The organism is Roseobacter sp. HKCCD6576-2 (genome assembly GCF_013179285.1).
Lineage (GTDB): Bacteria > Pseudomonadota > Alphaproteobacteria > Rhodobacterales > Rhodobacteraceae > Rhodophyticola > Rhodophyticola oceani.
This window is the reverse complement of sequence record NZ_WVNW01000003.1, coordinates 408092-423094: the sequence shown is the minus strand read 5'-3', so window position 1 is coordinate 423094 and position 15003 is coordinate 408092. Positions and strand designations below refer to the sequence as shown.

Sequence of the window (15003 nt, the reverse complement as noted above, 5' to 3'; positions counted from 1 at the left end):
CGATATCTGCATCGGCGCGCCCATGGTCGGCGCGACGCTGCCAGATGAGATTGTTGGCTTGCGCCTCTCGGATGGCGTCTTTCAGTTGGCCCAGGGTCGCGGGCGCCCGAAGCCTTGCATCCGTGATCGTCAAACGATCAGCGCCGCGATCATCGCGCCCAAAGCCATCGGAGGCCAAAATGCAGGGCAAATCTCTGACGGATTGCCGCAATTCCCGAAGATCACCAACGATCTCATCCAACCGAACGCTATTTTGGAGGAAATCCAGGTCGATCAGCAAAAGAGACCAACGACATGCGCCAAGTTGGTCTGTGAGAGATCCGAACGCAGCGTCGCTGTCATCGCAGATGTCCACATCATAACCCAGTCCAGCAAGCTCACCCGCGAGTTGTCGAGAGACCGATGCGTGCGGGTCGGCAATCATAAAGCTGCGCTCGATGGAAAGAGTGTTCTGGCGACGCATGATATGGCGCCAGTTCGACGTGGTGATCTTGGCGCTGTCGCCGACACGCGCATCGCGTTGTTTACTCGATGCTGACAACATCGGTCGCGGAACGGTCCAGAAATCCCGCGAGATCGGTTCATCCGGCGCTTCCGATGGCGATAAGAATGGTGCCTTAAGCAGCTGTATTCTCTTCGCCAATCTCAGTAGCGCAGACTCGCCGGTTCCTGCAGGCGGCCTATAAAAACCCAATGCCATCACGCCCTCGACGACGATGTCCCCCGCCCGGCGGCGGGACGGGCATGTAGCCCAGCAAAGGAAAGAAAAAAAACGATCTCAACGCCGAAGAAGACGACAGTGACAGCCCAAAACGATAAGCCGAAATACCAAGCCACAACTGCTGCCGCAGTCGCAGCCAACCCTCCGAAAAACCCTGCGGCAATCCAAGGTGGCGGACCAAGATCCCTATCTTCGCCAATGACGAAGACGCTGTGACCCGATTGCCACCCATCCGCGTCAAGCGTGTAGGTCTCAACCCGGCTCTCCGCTCCGGTGTTGAACATCTCGGACAGCTCATTTGACGAACGCCAGTCAACACCGATCGTATGACCGACCGGATCAAGCATAAGTTGGAAAACTTCGCCGGTCTCCGGCTCTCGTGTCAGGATCGCACGCTCCTCGACATCGAAGAAGCCGTCTAAGACGACCTCTCGACTGCCGGCCATGGCCAAGACAAGGTCGGTGTCGTCGCGCCAAGTTCTAACCAGTTGATCAAGCTCAACAACCAACAGCGCCGCCGGCGCATGAAGTGGGACGGCCACATTCAGACGCGCGCTGCCATTGTGAAAAGCTGCGGTACGAGACATCATTTTCCCTTAGCCCCTCAGCGCAGATCGCTGTCTTCTTGCTCTGGGCCTTTGAAGACCGGCTTTGGGGACACAAAGAGCCCCTCCACCTGTCATGACCTGCTGCAGGCTCCGATCTTCGAGACGGCGCTGCCAAAGAGCATTGTTTGTACGAGCTTCTGCGATGGCGGCCGCAATCCGGCCCCGCGCGACAGGTAGCCGGAGGCTGGCATCCGCGATTGGCAACCGATCTACACCAAAATCATCTCGCCCGAAGCTCGACGAAAGGAGGATATTGGGTACGCGACAGACCTGCTCGCGGAAGGTGATAAGACAATCGACCACCTCGCCGAGCGGTTTTTGCTTACGCAGAAAATCCAAGTCGAACACAAAGAGAGAACATGTCCGACTGTCAGAATATCCTAAAAGAAATTCAAAAGACGCATCGCCATCACTGCAAAGATCGACGTCGCAAAGCTCAACGTCGTATCCATAATCCGAAAGGATCGAAGCCAACCTGGTTGATGTCGATGAAAACGGGTCGGTGACGAACAAACACCGCCCCAATTGTGGCGCCGCTCGATGAGAACCGGTCCGCTGCCAAACCAAGAACTGATCTCGCTGCCGCGTCCAAAAATCCATTACCGCGGTAAGGCTTAGGGCCGCCGCAATAGGTCGCAATACAGCGCCGCGATGCGCTTGGCAGGCATGCAGCGGAAACACATCCGCCGGATCCGAGGGTAGCCTCAAATCTCTTCGGCTCACGAAATCAGGCACGCCTCGCAGCCAAATCGCGTCAAAACCGCTCGGTTATGCGCATCTGATTATATCGAAGGTTTGGTAGTTGGCTCGCCCTTACGGCGCTACATACCGGGCCCGTTTAAAAAGGAAAGACTCGCGTATGAAAAAATCGAGCCCTTTTGTCAACGGCTCACTAGGGAGAAATGACTTCATATTGCCGCTTAGACATATGAAACCTCCCTGACGGCGCGCAGAAGCTATTGAATAAAGGGAAGAAGTTATGATGATCGGGTACGCTCGCGTCTCAACAGATGAGCAAAAAATGGACCTTCAAATTGCCGCGCTTAAGAAAGCCGGCTGTGAACGCATTTTCTGCGACAATGGCGTGTCAGGCGCCGATATGGAGCGATCCGGCCTGTCCGCCGCCATCCAGGCGGCGAAATGTGGAGGAACGCTCGTTGTTTGGCGCCTCGACCGCCTCGGCCGATCACTCTCTGGACTCGTTCAGTTGATTGATGAAATGAGCAAACAAAGTACCGAGTTCCAGTCTCTGACCGAAGCGATCGATACCAGAACCAGTGCAGGGCGGCTCATTTTTCACATCATGGCAGCACTCGCCGAGTTTGAACGCTCGCTCATCAGCGAGCGGACCACGGCTGGCCTTGAGGCCGCACGCGCACGGGGCGCCAGTATTGGCCGACCACGCGCTCTCTCCGACAGCCAGGTATCAGCTGCCGCGCAGGAAATCTCTCAACGTCGCGGAACCATCACATCGGTCTCACGAAAGTTCGGCGTTTCAAGACGAACACTGCAGAGATACCTGCATCAGCGCGTCAACTAGCCGGTGGCCTTTTGGGGAGTGTTGTCGACACGTCACAAAGCCTTAGAATCGAACCGTCGATACCGTGGCTAAACCTTCAGCCGTTGGTCGAGACTTCAAGGGTCGCTCACTTGAGCGACCCCTATCTATGAGATGAGTTGTGGCTCGGATCACCTGACACGTCCTGTAATGAATCCCGGGGGGGGCTGCGCGGGATGATCAAAGCGCATAACCGCGACAAGTTGAATCTGATCGGAAGTCTGATCGGCCTGCGCCGCCGGCGAGGGCTTTGAGATGATAATAGCGGGTGCCAAATTACCTGTCGTCTACGGCCCCTGGAGCATCGCTCTGGTGTGGGGTCTCGCACCAGGAATGACGCTGGCCGCCGAAATAGCGGCGCGCCAACCCTTCGGCGATCAGAGTGTCTCCAACATTACGACCATCAAGCGACAGCCATGCCAGCTGACGCCCATATTGGTCGCGATGTGCGAGATAAGCCATTCGCACTGTCAATGCACCGTCCAAGAGCTCTTGCAGGCGGGCTCTGGCCGCGTGCGCCAGAACCCGCTCTGCCTCACATAGCGCGCGATGCGTTTCCGGCGTGTCGAAACCGACCAAGCGGATTGTCTCTCCGGCAAGTCGCACCGTATCGCCATCGACCACGACAAGGTCCTCAGGTGCCACCGTTTGGATCGCCGATCTCGAAACACCAGGTGCCAGCTCTGGCGGCGTGGCGCGATCATAAATCCAAATCGAGAAAAGACCGATCACGACACCCGCGAAAATGACCCGCCGCGCTATGCGCCAGCGCCGTCTCCATCGTCGGACGCCGCGCCATATCTTCCTAGGAAAGCTCAGCATCGAAAAAGCTCAGATCAACCTTCACGGTCGAGCTGCAACTCATCAGAGCTAAGGTACTATACGCCCTTAAACAGAACCCCTGCTGCCAGGATCACATAGCCAATAGCCAGCGCCCAAACGGCAGAAATGCCAACAGCCGGAATGGCGACACCAAGTAGGGGCAATAGGCCGATCAGCGCGAACGCGAGCGATATCACGAATACAATGAACTTCGGGGCAGATAGGGTCATTTCTGATACCATATATAAGTTGTCCCCGGCAGAACGGTTGATACAGTCAATGGCATGATCGAGCAAGACCCGACCACGTATATCTTGGCCTCTTTATGGTGAATGGCCAGGAAGCCCATATGAATGACCTGCACAGCGACGACGATCGCGACGGCGAATACTGCGCTGTCTTGCGAATCTCGGCCACAAAACCAAAATCAACCCCAGCTTCACCGTTTCCATTCCACACTTCCAGACGATCGAAGCCCAGTTTGGCAGGTGAGTTTGGCGGCATTGGCGCTGATCGTGGGCCGCCCAAAGGGACGGCCCAATCTGATCACTCGGCGACGTCGCCTCTGTTGGATGGTCGGAAAGCTACCAGCTCAGTTACGGCAATCGCACAACTCGATTACCACCCCCAAGGGTCTGCCCAGGGATCAAAATTTGGATCGGGTTGGTATTGCGTCACAAACTCGAACTAGCCAGCGGTAGGATCTGCGGCAACGATGCCTTCAAGGATGATCTTGCCGCCTTTGCCAGAGATGATCTCAGCACCGGTATCCCCGTCTCTGAGCTCCAGTTCATCAAACGCAAAGCTACCGGCATTAATCCTGATCTGGTCTGTTCCAAGTTCAGAATTCTGGACTTGGTCAACACCATGCTCACTCTGACCGTCTTCGTCCCAGTCAGTGCCTTCCTTCCCTAACACAAACATATCCGCACCCTGGCCGCCGATCAGGATGTCATTGCCACGCCCGCCAATCAGAGTGTCGGCGCCGTCGCCGCCAGGGCTTACCGGGTGCGTGGATTTCCAGATCCAGCAGGATCATGTCCGTTTTGGGCTGACAGCGGGCACCCGCTGCATGAGGTATGAATAACCGGCATAGGCCGGGAAACCCTCGGGGTGCCTGTGGCGGCAGTCTCCCGCGGATGCCGAACCGGTCGGGCTCGTGCGCTTGACATATCGGCGGTCTGATCGGTACATGTTGCAACGCTGTATGAGACGCGTCTGATCAGGAGGGCGAGCATGATAATCGACTTTTACGCTGCCCCCTTCAGCCGACCACGTTTTTGGTTCGGCATTAGTTGACGCACCGGGCGATCTCCGCCCCCCCACCGTCACCTCTCCATCGCATAGCCGCTCCTAAGCCCGGCTTCGTCTCATCCCTTTAGTAGAGCGCGGACACCCGTCCGCGATTGCGTTCATGTCACAGCTTCCGACCCGCGGCACCTTTGCCCGCGTTCTCGCCTTCGCCGCGTCCCGTTGGGCCCGGCGCCCCGGCCTGCTTTCCATCATCGTCGGGCTTCAGATTGTCTCAACCGGCGCCGATGTCTCGATACCCATCCTGACCGGACGCCTCGTGGCCGCTGTCGCCGACGGTGCCACGCCTTGGGCGGCGTTCTGGGGCCTGATGGCTTTGGGGGTTCTGTCCATTACGGCCAAGATCGTCAGCTATTTCGCCATTATCGACCTGACCATCCCGACGATGCGTGAGGTGGAGGCCGAGGCCTTCGCCCGCGTCCAGAGGCTGCCTGCATCTTGGCATGCCAACGCCTTTGCAGGCAGCACAGTGAGGAAGATAACGCGGGGCGCCTGGGCTCTGGATGATATGGGAGATCTTCTGCTGCTCGCCCTTGGGCCAGCCGTCCTGGTCCTGATCGGCACGATCGCAACGCTCACCGCCTTCCGTATCGAAGTCGGCCTAGTGGCGCTTGCTGGCGCGGCGATCTTTCTGGCGATCTCTCTGGCGCTCACACTCAAATGGGTCGCCCCTGCGGCACGCCTCGCCAATGCGCAGGACAGCCGTGTCTCCGGAGCACTGGCCGATGCGATCACGTCCAACGCCGTCGTTAAAGCCCATGCCGCGGAGGCGCGAGAGGACGCGCGGATCGACGGCGTTCTCAGAAAGTGGGCGCATCGCAGCCGCCGCACCTGGCGGCGGGGCACCTGGTCTGGCCTTGCGCAGGACTTGAGCCTCTGGCTGCTGCGGGCCTTGGTTCTGGGTGGTGCACTGCTGGCGTTCATGCGCGGGGCCGCGGGGGCAGGCGAGATCGCCTTTACCGTCTCGGCACTTGGTATGCTCGACGGCTACTTGCGCCAGATCGGCAACCACGTCCGCAACCTGCAAAAAGCCGTGAACGACGCTGAGGAGATGGTCGATCTCATGCAGGACAACCCCGAGAAAGACGTCGTTCGGCCCCCGGCCCGTGCGCTTCCGCCGCGCGCGGCCGCGCTGTCGTTCCGCCATGTCCACTACGCGTATGAGGGCGCCCCGACAGAGCTCTTTACCGATCTGAACGTCGATATCCCGATGGGCCAGAAGGTGGGCCTCGTCGGTCGCTCGGGGTCTGGAAAGACGACGTTCGTCAAGCTGGTCCAACGTCTTCACGAGATTACGGGCGGTACGATTACGCTGGACGGCGTGGACATCGCATCGGTTTCCCTGGCCGAGCTTCGCAGTCATGTCGCGCTGGTCCCGCAGGAGCCAATTCTGTTCCATCGCTCCCTCGCAGACAACATCGGTTATGCCCGGCCGGGTGCCAAAATGGACGAAGTCTACGCAGCCGCCTCGAAGGCGGGCGCTGCCGAATTCATCGAGCGCCTCGAGAAGGGGTACGGCACCAAGGTCGGCGAGCGAGGCGTCAAGCTCTCGGGCGGTGAGAGACAGAGGGTCGCTATTGCCCGCGCGTTCCTTTCGGATGCACCCGTTCTGATCATGGACGAGGCGACGTCCTCTCTCGACAGCGAGGCCGAAGCGCGTGTGGCCGAGGCAGCAGAGCGCCTAATGGAAGGACGCACGACACTCGTCATTGCGCACCGGCTGGCCACCGTCGAGCGGATGGATCGGATTCTGGTCTTCGACCGCGGACGGATTGTCGAAGATGGCACGCCGGCCGAGTTGATGGCACGCCGAGATGGCCTCTACCGGGCACTGCGGGAGAAGCAAACTCTGGCGGCGTGATGCGCTACAGAGCATAGTGGGAGAATTCCCCGGCAGGACCGCCTGTCGAATTGGGGTTGTGACCTCCCGGTCGCGCACTGTGTGGTTCGGCATCTCCCGCAGACCGGACTTTGGACCCAGCTTGGACATTGCATACGCGGCCAATGGCGGCTTTAAGGTGCTGCGATGCCGCATCAGGTCTAAGTGGCCAAAGTCGGCTTTGAGCCGCAGCAAGCAAGACGTCTACATTTAGTATGTTCAGCAAGACCTGCAATGGCGGGCAGGTTCCTGATCGCTTCAGACGTGGATCAGGTGATTATCGAAAGCGCGCGGATGATTGGATGGTCTCCAACTATTCCCCCCGTTCCAGGCCCCAACAGCACCGGTTCCTGCGGTGACGCGGCAGCCGCAAAGGCCACGCCCACCGCCGTGGTGGCGAGGAGTGTTCGGATCATTGGTCAAAGTCCCTGTTCTGTGAGAGCCCTCAGACCCTTGGCTGGCACGCTGGGGGTAGAGAAACGAGTCGATATATGCGCAGGACTACAGCTGACTGTTTCTGTCAGATAAAGAGATGGAATGCCGGATATGCGCGGCCGCTCGACGCAGGACACCATGTGGCGCCGAACCGTCGGGGGGGGAGCCGTGCATAACACGAGAGGCGCAGACCTGGTCACTTGACCAATGCAATTAGGTGCCCCCTCGCCAAGTGTTACCGTTCAGTCATGTCCAGTAGACGTGTTTTGACATCTGCTTAACGCGACCTGGACCGCCACCAAAGCCCTGACATTTTCCAGAGCATGCCGGGCATGGCCAGGTCCATGCCCGCATTCTCCAGACGCCAGTAGCCGTTCGGAGTTTGCAGTGACACGGCGATCCGCGATGGGCCGGGTGTCATTGGGACATCGATCTCGAGTTTCGCGAAAGCGGTGTTGATCTCCTCGGCCTTCGGGTCCGACAGCTCGAAATTGGTTAACCGGCTCGCGGGCGCATCTGCATCCGGAACCCTCGGAGCCCGCAGCCATTCAATTACATTTGGCCTTGTCGTTGCGAAGCCTGGCCCGACAAGCCCGCGGCGGTACTGCGACCCGTCGGGGTTTACATTGCCGAGATTGACGTCTTCGCGGTTCTCAATCGGGATGTCGTGAGAGTCGGCAAGCGTCAGAAATCCGTCGAAATCGTCGACCGCGATATACCAGAACAGGAGCGCCGGGCGCTCCAGCTCACTCAGAACCGCGCGAAACGGCTGGAATTTGTGCCAATGCGGGTTGGGCCGATGACCTCAAGAAAAGCGTCTGTCCCGATAGGCAACACCCGCTCCAATACCATAGGTTCGGGTTGGGGTCGCGCAGATGAACGGTGGCACCGGTCTGCGCCTCGACCCAGGCCGCGCCCTCACGTGTGTCGGGCACGCCAAGGGCCACGTGATCAAGCTGAAACCCATGGCTGCGGCGCAGGATTTTGACGGACATGAATGGCCTCTTTCAGGTGATCAATCAGAGCTTTGGCCGGTCAGAAACGCCCGGAGACCCGGGATCAGATCGGCATGGAGCTGCAGGGACGGGTTGGTATAGGTGGCGAAAGGCTGGCCCGGCACATCCTGTTTCAGCATATGCGTGCCGTCCCGAAGCGTGAGCGTTTCGGCCTGCGGCATCGCCTCCGCCAATCGCGCCGCATCGGCGGCAGTCATCTGCACATCCCGCGTGCCGGTGACGCTCAGAACTGGCCCGGTCCAGCCCGCGCCAAGCGCAGCCGGGTCATAGCTGAAGAGATCGACCATGTAGCGTTGCAACCCGGCGCTGAACAAAGGCTGCAGCGCAGCGGGCAGCGTCGCGGGGTCTTGCGTCCGGCCCGCCTCCAGATCCGCGATCAACGGCTCCAGCACCGGCAGAAGGGGCGCATTATAGGGGTTTGCGCGCATCTGCTCCAACATGACTTGCCCGAGCGGTCGTCCGGGTGTTGTGAACAGGATCAGGCCGCAAAGCGCTTCGGGCGGGTCCTGCGCGGCCACGAGGGCCACCAGCCCACCCTCGGAATGCCCGGCCAGCCAGACGCAAGGCGCATGCTCCGCCGCGCGGGTGACCCAGGCGTTCGCATCTTCGGCATAGGCGGCGATGGTCACGTCATTCGGGTCGACAATAGCCGCCTCGCTGCCGAAAAACCCGCGCTTGTCGATCCGCAGGCTGGCGATCCCGACCTCGGCCAAACCGTCGGCCAGCAAGCGATAGGTGTCGGAACTCAGACCCATTGTGGGCGCATTGCCGTCCCGATCGGTGGGGCCGGAGCCGGGGATGATCACCAGCACATGCGCGGCATCGGCCACCTCCGTCAGCTCGGCTTCCAGCGGGCCGTTCGGACCGGGGATCTGGATCGGCTCCGCAGTGAGCGGAGCGCCGCCCCCCGCCAAAACCGCACAGAGCAATGCGCCCCAAACGCGCCCGTCCAACATGCCTCACATACCCCCGGATTTCGCCTGCGCGATCATCTCGACCACGCGCCGTTGCAACCCTTTCGGGATCGCCTCGTTCTCCAGCGACAGGAAGCCCTGGACAATCAGATTGCGCGCGGTGTCCTCGTCCAGCCCGGTGGCCATGAGGTAGTTCAATTTCTCGCTGTCGATCATGCCGATGCTCGCCTCATGGCTCAGCATAGCGCCCTCGGCCTTGGCCTGTAGCGACGGCACGGCCATGATCTCGCCCGTGTCCGAGAGCTTCAGCCCGTCACATCCCAGAAACCCGTTTGTGCCCGCCGCATCCCCGGCCAAAAGCGCGTTGTTCACAATGCGCCCGCCGGCGGAGACCATGCGCGCGACTTCCTCCGATGTGGCGCCGGGGCCTGCCAGATGGGTTTCGGTCTCGATCACCCGATCCGTGCCTTCGCCGGCGAAGATGATCGCCTGGCTCACCGCATTGGTGTTGGCGCCAAGGACCTGTCGCGACTGGCTCAGATGGTGTTTGAGCGGCGCCATCATGATCGCCGTCGACTGGCTGCGCGCGCCCTCTTCCATATGGGAATAGCCGTAGGAATAGACCTCCATCGCGTCGCCCCAATGCTCGATCGTGACCGCGCTGCAGGAGGAGCCTTTGCGCATGTAACGTTCCCCGATGGAGATATGGCGCCCGCGATGCACCGCGCCCGGAACGGCGGCGCCCGAGATCATCTCGACCTCCGCACCTTCGTCGATCAGGGTGATATCATGGGTGAACTGGCGGCCCTGCGGTGTTTCCAGAAGCGTGAAGGTCTGCACCGGCAGTTTGACCTTGGCCCCCGGTTTGACCCAGACAAAATGGCCAAGCGGGTCGTGCATATGCTCCGCCACCCGCGCGATATGATCATTGGCATCGGGCGCGACGAGGCCGAACATCAGATCCTGGACAAAATCATAGGTGCGCAGCGCCTCGGCCAGCGGCAGGATCCCGACGCCTGGATCGTTGGACAGAGCAAGGCGCATGTCGTGATCCGCCAACACCCCTGTGGCGGCGCGCTGCGACGGGTCGTCGAAGCCCACATCATGCAGGATGTCGCGTTCCTCATTGCTCAACTGATCGGCGCTGTGCTGGTCGGTTGTCATCTGGGGTCCTCCACAAAAGGGCGCTGGCGGCTCAGGCGGCCGGGGCGCTGTAGCCATGGCTTTGGATATGCGCGAAAAGCGCCTGCGGATCGCCCGAATGCAGGATACGCCCGCCTTGCAGGATATGCGCCCGGTCGGCCTTCACATGGTTCAGGATCAGGCCGGTATGGGTGATGACCAGCCCGGAACAGGCACTCCCCGAGCGATCAGCGCTACGCACGGCGCGCGCGATGGCCTCCCCCACGGCAATGACGTGTTCCAGATCGACCCCGCTTTCGGGCTCATCGAAGAGCAATAGGCGCGGGTCCTGCAGGACCAGTTTCAACACCTCCCACCGTTTGATCTCGCCACCCGAAAAGCCGACATTGATATCCCGGCCCAGGAAATCGGTAAGATCAAGCGCCTCCGCCTCCGCCCCGAGCCGGTCCGCGGCGCCAAGCGCGGTCGCGAAGCTCTTGAGCGTTACACCATCGAGGCTCGGCGGGCGCTGATAGGCCAGTCCGATGCCAAGTGCGGCCCGTTCGTTCAGCGGCAGCGCCTGGATCGGTTGGCCATCGTAGAGGATTTCTCCGGCCACAACCTCATAAGGCGGCAGGCCCATGATGCTCGCCAACAGGCTCGATTTGCCAGACCCGTTGGGGCCAAGCAGCACATGCAACTCCCCCTCGGGCAAAGACAGGTCGATGTCGCTCAGAACGGGTGTGTCCCCGACGACCACGGTCAGATTGCGCATTTCTAACATCTCTTGGTCCTCCGTTAAGGCACGCTGGCCTCTGCCGCGACGGGGGCGACGCCGCTGATGCGCGCCGCACACTCTTCCTGCGGGGCAAAGCTGGCGCCGAACCGGCAGGCGCCGACGATGAACACATATTCCGTGGCCTGATCGCAGGGCGCATTCGGCGCCTCGAACAGGTTGCTGGCGCTCTCGCCCGGTGCGAGGTCCAGAAAGGACATGCCCCGGCTGCGCCCAACCTGCTGACCATCGATCAGGGAGGCGACGAAGCCGTTGATCTCAGTCAGGGTTTCGTCGCTTTCATTGGTCATGGTGAGAGTCACGCCGCAATAGTATTCGCGGAAACTCACACCCTCGAATTCCACCCGGTACTCGGCCCAGGCGGGCGCGGCGAGGGTTGCGGCCAGAGCGACCGCGAGGATCGTGGGTCTCATGTCAGTCCTCCTGCAAGACGCGCCTCATCCGCCGCGTCCAACTCCCGTTTCACTTTCTGATGCTCGTCTTCGGCCAGCCCAATGCGCCAATAGCCCGAGGCATAAACATCGCGCCGATCAAGGCCCTGGTCTTGGCGCAGGAACAGCCGCAGGGACCGGATGACACTGGTCTCGCCCGCGATCATCGTGCGCACCCGGCCCTCGGGCCACGGCATCGCCTCAACCATCTCGATCTGGCTGCGCGAGGCCTCATGCGGGTCCGGGTGCACCAGCCAGTGCTGCGAGACACCGGGCGGCGCGTCGATTTCCTGCCGGTCCTCGGCGCTTGTCACTTCGAAAATCGCGATCCCCTTGGCCTCGCGCGGCAGAGCCTCCAGCACCGCCGCCGCGACCGGCAGGGCCGATATATCTGCGGCGATCAGGTAGAAATCGGCATCAAACACCGTTAGCTTTGGCGCCCCTGGCCCCGCAAATCCGATAAAATCGCCCGGTATCGCCCGCGCCGCCCAGGCCGAGGCCGGGCCGTCATCGCCATGGGCGACAAAATCGATATCGATCTCCTGCCGCTCTGGCCTGGCATGGCGCACCGTATAGGTCCGGGTGATCGGTTTCGGTCCATTGGCGCATTGCTGCGCAAAGGCGCTGCGAGATTGACCTGGTTCGGGGATCATCAGCTTGCAATGCCCGCCCGCGACGGAGGCCGGAAGGCCCGCCAGATCCGGCCCCTGAAGGGTCACCCGGATCATGTTCGGCGTCACATGGGCGGCCGCAGCCACATTGAGCATCGTCTGAACCCGTTGGGGTGGGACCATGGTGTTCATGGGGCCGCCCCGACACCGTCGACGCCCGTCTTGAAGCATCTCTGCCCTGTCATGCCAAACATCCTCCGTAGGTGGATCAAAAGAATCTGACTATTTTAGTCAGGATAAGCGTCACTCAAAACCGTTTGAAGTGCAAGGGTTTCATGCAGGCGCTTTTCCCGACCCTTCTGGCCGCATTCTGCGCAGATGCAGCGCCGCGCAGAGGAGCAGCAAGGTAATGGCCAGCAGGTAAGGCAGCCCCTGCCAGAGCCCGTAGAGCCCCGTGCCGAGAACCGGGCCCAGAACAAAGCCGCCAGCCATCGCGGCGGCGACAAATCCCGCGACCGCGCCTTGTTCCTCGGCATCGACAGCCAGCGAGGCGAGGCCTTGCAGCCCCGGGATTACAAGGCCCATGCCAAACCCGAGGATCGCGTGGGACAGAAGAATGCCCGGCTGTTCGGGCCAGCCCAGCAAGAGCGCCGTGCCGCCCGCCCCAAAGATCAGACCGACGCGCAGGATCCGCTTCGGCGAGGGTTTGCGCAGCGCGACAACCACCTGCGTGGCGAACATCACCAGCGCCAGAAGCGCCAGCGCCTGCCCGACTCGGGCCACTGTGGCCACGATGTCGAGCCCGCCGGTATCCTGCACATAAAAGGCAAGCGTCTGTTGCAGGCTGGAGATCACCAGGAACACGATAACGAGCGTGCCGAGTTCAAGACGCAGGCGCGGGTCGAACGGGCTAAGTATTGGTGCGGCGTCGGGTGTCGACACCCTGGTTTCGGGCAGCGCCCGCCAGGCCAGAATGAAAATCGCCAAGGCCATGACACCGATTGCGTAGAGCGGCACCAAAAGACCAAAGCCGGACAACATCCAGGCCAAGACCGGCCCTAAGATCGCGCCGACACCATAGGCAGCACCGATCATCGCCATGCCGCCGGTGCGTTCTTCGGGTGTCGTTGTGTCGGCGATCCACCCGGCCGCCGCGGGCTGCGCGCCGGTCACGCTTAGCCCATAGATCACCCGCGCGAGCGTCAGCAGAACAAAGGCCCAGATTCCCATAACCCACCCTGCCCTTCCAGCTTCGAGCATCAGCGTAAAGCCCAATGTCGTCAGTCCCAAGCCAGCCATGGCGAACAAGAAGACCGGTCGCCGGCCTCTGAGATCGCTCCGCCGCCCCCACCAGGGCGAGGTCAGAAACACCGCGACGGCCGCGAGGGAGATAACGCCGCCAACCATGATTTCCGATAAACCCATATCGCGCCCAAGAGGGCCGAAAAGGGCGAAGAGCAATGTCTGCCCCATCGCCATCAGCACCAGCCCGAGCAATAGGGCGAGTCTTGCCAGGGCCGTGGGGGCGACGGGCACGCTCATCGGAGCGGCCCGCGACACGGCGCAGTCGGCATCGGGTGGATGGCGTGGGTCAGGTCTGTCAGCACGGTATCCTGCTGCTAGGCCTGGTGCGGCAGGTCCGCCGCCATGCGGGCGAAGGCTTCGGTGTCTTCAGCGCCTTCCTTGCGGTAGCCGAACAGCTGAAGGATCAACGCGCCATCAGCGGTGAACGCCTCAATGCTTAAAGCAGGGCCGCGACGGGTTGGTTTTTCGACCAGCCAAACCTCGGCCACATGGTCGAGCCGCAGATGCAGGTTGAAGCGTGGGTCAAGCACGTTTTGCCATGGGCCCATCTCCTTCAGAGTCCCGATCTGACCTGTATGGATCTGGATGCAGCCGCGATTGCCCACGAATAGCATCAGCGGCACCTGTTCCGCCGCGCAGGCCAGAAGCGCGCTGTTCAGAGCCTCGGGCGCCAGCGGCAGAGCATAGGGTGCGCCCGCGATGCGATAGGCGCCAAGTCGATTCATCTTCATCCGCGACACCAGCCGCAGGAACTGATGCGTATCGGTCATCTTCGCCCAGGCGGCGCGGAACTCTTCCGACTTATCGGGACGGCTCTTTGCGCCCTCAACCGGCACAGCGGGCGCGAGCTGGAGCGTGTCAGACATGTGGCCGGTTGCGAGATCTGCAACCGCGCGATCCCAGGCGTCCAGGTCCGTACCCTCGCGCGGATAGACTTTGTGCACGGCCTCGCCGCTGGCATCGAAAACTTGCAAACTGCGCGAGGGGCCTTTGCCACTCTCATTACGTAATGCAAAGCCATGGACCCAGTGAGCGGGAAAGATGCGCAGGTCGATCTCGGGGCCGAGGATCATTCCGGCATGATCCCCCGAATGCCAGTCGTCATAGGTCCCGGTGCGCTCATGCACGACGCTGTCATTTCGGGTCAGCGCCATCACCTCACCCAAGCCGCAAGTCGCAGGCATCAGCCGGTCGGGATGCGCCGCGATCCGCGTGGCCCCGTGGCCAACCTGCGCTGCGATCAGATCCGCCTCTCTCACGCCAAGGCTCTGGGCCAGATCGCGGGCGCGCAATGTGGCATCGGTAAGCGCCGCGCGGATATCCGACGCGGAGGGTTTTTTCGATGTGGGGATGTCAGCAAGGCCCATGATGCGCTCCATTTGAAGGGAAGGGCTTGGCACCACGCGTCGTCGTGGACACCTTGCTGATGTTGACAGTTTTAATCAGGTTTTGTAGCCCAAACAAGAGCGGTATC

General features: G+C 61.2%; 17 protein-coding genes. 2 read left to right on the top strand and 15 right to left on the bottom strand.

Translation table 11 applies throughout. From position 1 onward, the window contains the following. The 3 genes from GTF44_RS21970 to GTF44_RS14615 form a co-directional block, all read right to left on the bottom strand. The coding region (locus GTF44_RS21970; RefSeq protein WP_216368729.1) for a hypothetical protein at window positions 1-463 on the bottom strand (463 nt) is incomplete at its 3' end. A gap of 236 nt (window positions 464-699) precedes the next feature. Then, window positions 700-1311, bottom strand: coding sequence for a hypothetical protein (locus GTF44_RS14620; protein WP_171562425.1), 612 nt, complete (start codon window positions 1309-1311; stop codon window positions 700-702). Window positions 1312-1317: 6 nt separating this feature from the next. Beyond that, the gene (locus GTF44_RS14615) at window positions 1318-1842 is read right to left on the bottom strand and encodes a hypothetical protein (RefSeq protein ID WP_171562429.1); all 525 of its coding nucleotides are present in this window, start codon (window positions 1840-1842) and stop codon (window positions 1318-1320) included. 466 nt (window positions 1843-2308) lie between these two features. Here GTF44_RS14615 and GTF44_RS14610 point away from each other — a divergent pair, with 466 nt between their 5' ends. Further along, window positions 2309-2869, top strand: a complete 561-nt coding sequence (locus GTF44_RS14610; RefSeq protein ID WP_171561920.1) for a recombinase family protein — start codon at window positions 2309-2311, stop codon at window positions 2867-2869. 294 nt (window positions 2870-3163) lie between these two features. On the opposite strand, the gene GTF44_RS14605 is transcribed toward GTF44_RS14610, so the two are convergent. From GTF44_RS14605 to GTF44_RS14595, 3 genes are all read right to left on the bottom strand, one after another. Then, window positions 3164-3619 carry a thermonuclease family protein gene (locus tag GTF44_RS14605; RefSeq protein WP_171561922.1) on the bottom strand — a complete coding sequence of 152 codons (456 nt, stop codon included), beginning with the start codon at window positions 3617-3619 and terminating at the stop codon, window positions 3164-3166. Between the two features lie 146 nt (window positions 3620-3765). After that, a complete protein-coding gene (locus tag GTF44_RS14600) occupies window positions 3766-3939 on the bottom strand; it encodes a hypothetical protein (protein WP_171561924.1) in 174 nt (57 codons plus the stop codon). Between the two features lie 457 nt (window positions 3940-4396). After that, window positions 4397-4735 (bottom strand): hypothetical protein, encoded by a 339-nt coding sequence (locus GTF44_RS14595; protein ID WP_171562184.1) that lies wholly within the window; start codon window positions 4733-4735, stop codon window positions 4397-4399. Window positions 4736-5123: 388 nt separating this feature from the next. Here GTF44_RS14595 and GTF44_RS14590 point away from each other — a divergent pair, with 388 nt between their 5' ends. Beyond that, on the top strand, window positions 5124-6881 hold the full coding sequence (locus GTF44_RS14590) for an ABC transporter ATP-binding protein (RefSeq protein WP_171561926.1): 1758 nt from the start codon (window positions 5124-5126) through the stop codon (window positions 6879-6881). A 287-nt stretch (window positions 6882-7168) separates the two neighbouring features. On the opposite strand, the gene GTF44_RS14585 is transcribed toward GTF44_RS14590, so the two are convergent. The 9 genes from GTF44_RS14585 to GTF44_RS14545 form a co-directional block, all read right to left on the bottom strand. Continuing rightward, window positions 7169-7315, bottom strand: coding sequence for a hypothetical protein (locus GTF44_RS14585; RefSeq protein ID WP_171561928.1), 147 nt, complete (start codon window positions 7313-7315; stop codon window positions 7169-7171). Between the two features lie 765 nt (window positions 7316-8080). Further along, entirely contained in the window at window positions 8081-8329 is a 249-nt protein-coding gene (locus GTF44_RS14580) for a hypothetical protein (RefSeq protein ID WP_171561930.1), read from the bottom strand. A 20-nt stretch (window positions 8330-8349) separates the two neighbouring features. Next, window positions 8350-9306 (bottom strand): alpha/beta hydrolase, encoded by a 957-nt coding sequence (locus tag GTF44_RS14575; RefSeq protein WP_171561932.1) that lies wholly within the window; start codon window positions 9304-9306, stop codon window positions 8350-8352. A 3-nt stretch (window positions 9307-9309) separates the two neighbouring features. Continuing rightward, on the bottom strand, window positions 9310-10428 hold the full coding sequence (locus tag GTF44_RS14570) for a SufD family Fe-S cluster assembly protein (RefSeq protein ID WP_171561933.1): 1119 nt from the start codon (window positions 10426-10428) through the stop codon (window positions 9310-9312). 31 nt (window positions 10429-10459) lie between these two features. Then, the gene (locus GTF44_RS14565) at window positions 10460-11161 is read right to left on the bottom strand and encodes an ABC transporter ATP-binding protein (RefSeq protein WP_216365360.1); all 702 of its coding nucleotides are present in this window, start codon (window positions 11159-11161) and stop codon (window positions 10460-10462) included. A 23-nt stretch (window positions 11162-11184) separates the two neighbouring features. Further along, window positions 11185-11595, bottom strand: a complete 411-nt coding sequence (locus tag GTF44_RS14560; protein WP_171561937.1) for a hypothetical protein — start codon at window positions 11593-11595, stop codon at window positions 11185-11187. After that, on the bottom strand, window positions 11592-12416 hold the full coding sequence (locus GTF44_RS14555) for a siderophore-interacting protein (protein ID WP_367383409.1): 825 nt from the start codon (window positions 12414-12416) through the stop codon (window positions 11592-11594). Before GTF44_RS14555 ends, GTF44_RS14560 begins: the two co-directional genes overlap by 4 nt. 141 nt (window positions 12417-12557) lie before the next feature. Then, window positions 12558-13766, bottom strand: a complete 1209-nt coding sequence (locus GTF44_RS14550; RefSeq protein WP_171561938.1) for an MFS transporter — start codon at window positions 13764-13766, stop codon at window positions 12558-12560. Between the two features lie 77 nt (window positions 13767-13843). Beyond that, on the bottom strand, window positions 13844-14896 hold the full coding sequence (locus tag GTF44_RS14545) for a hemin-degrading factor (RefSeq protein WP_171561940.1): 1053 nt from the start codon (window positions 14894-14896) through the stop codon (window positions 13844-13846). Window positions 14897-15003 lie beyond the last annotated feature (107 nt).

Coding starts and splice junctions, on each gene's coding strand:
- GTF44_RS14570 (WP_171561933.1), bottom strand. CDS start 10,428: ATGACAACCGACCAGCACAGCGCCGATCAGTTGAGCAATGAGGAACGC.
- GTF44_RS14560 (WP_171561937.1), bottom strand. CDS start 11,595: ATGAGACCCACGATCCTCGCGGTCGCTCTGGCCGCAACCCTCGCCGCG.
- GTF44_RS14550 (WP_171561938.1), bottom strand. CDS start 13,766: ATGAGCGTGCCCGTCGCCCCCACGGCCCTGGCAAGACTCGCCCTATTG.
- GTF44_RS14610 (WP_171561920.1), top strand. CDS start 2,309: ATGATGATCGGGTACGCTCGCGTCTCAACAGATGAGCAAAAAATGGAC.
- GTF44_RS14555 (WP_367383409.1), bottom strand. CDS start 12,416: ATGAACACCATGGTCCCACCCCAACGGGTTCAGACGATGCTCAATGTG.
- GTF44_RS14585 (WP_171561928.1), bottom strand. CDS start 7,315: ATGATCCGAACACTCCTCGCCACCACGGCGGTGGGCGTGGCCTTTGCG.
- GTF44_RS14565 (WP_216365360.1), bottom strand. CDS start 11,161: ATGCGCAATCTGACCGTGGTCGTCGGGGACACACCCGTTCTGAGCGAC.
- GTF44_RS14620 (WP_171562425.1), bottom strand. CDS start 1,311: ATGATGTCTCGTACCGCAGCTTTTCACAATGGCAGCGCGCGTCTGAAT.
- GTF44_RS14580 (WP_171561930.1), bottom strand. CDS start 8,329: ATGTCCGTCAAAATCCTGCGCCGCAGCCATGGGTTTCAGCTTGATCAC.
- GTF44_RS14590 (WP_171561926.1), top strand. CDS start 5,124: ATGTCACAGCTTCCGACCCGCGGCACCTTTGCCCGCGTTCTCGCCTTC.
- GTF44_RS14545 (WP_171561940.1), bottom strand. CDS start 14,896: ATGGGCCTTGCTGACATCCCCACATCGAAAAAACCCTCCGCGTCGGAT.
- GTF44_RS14575 (WP_171561932.1), bottom strand. CDS start 9,306: ATGTTGGACGGGCGCGTTTGGGGCGCATTGCTCTGTGCGGTTTTGGCG.
- GTF44_RS14600 (WP_171561924.1), bottom strand. CDS start 3,939: ATGACCCTATCTGCCCCGAAGTTCATTGTATTCGTGATATCGCTCGCG.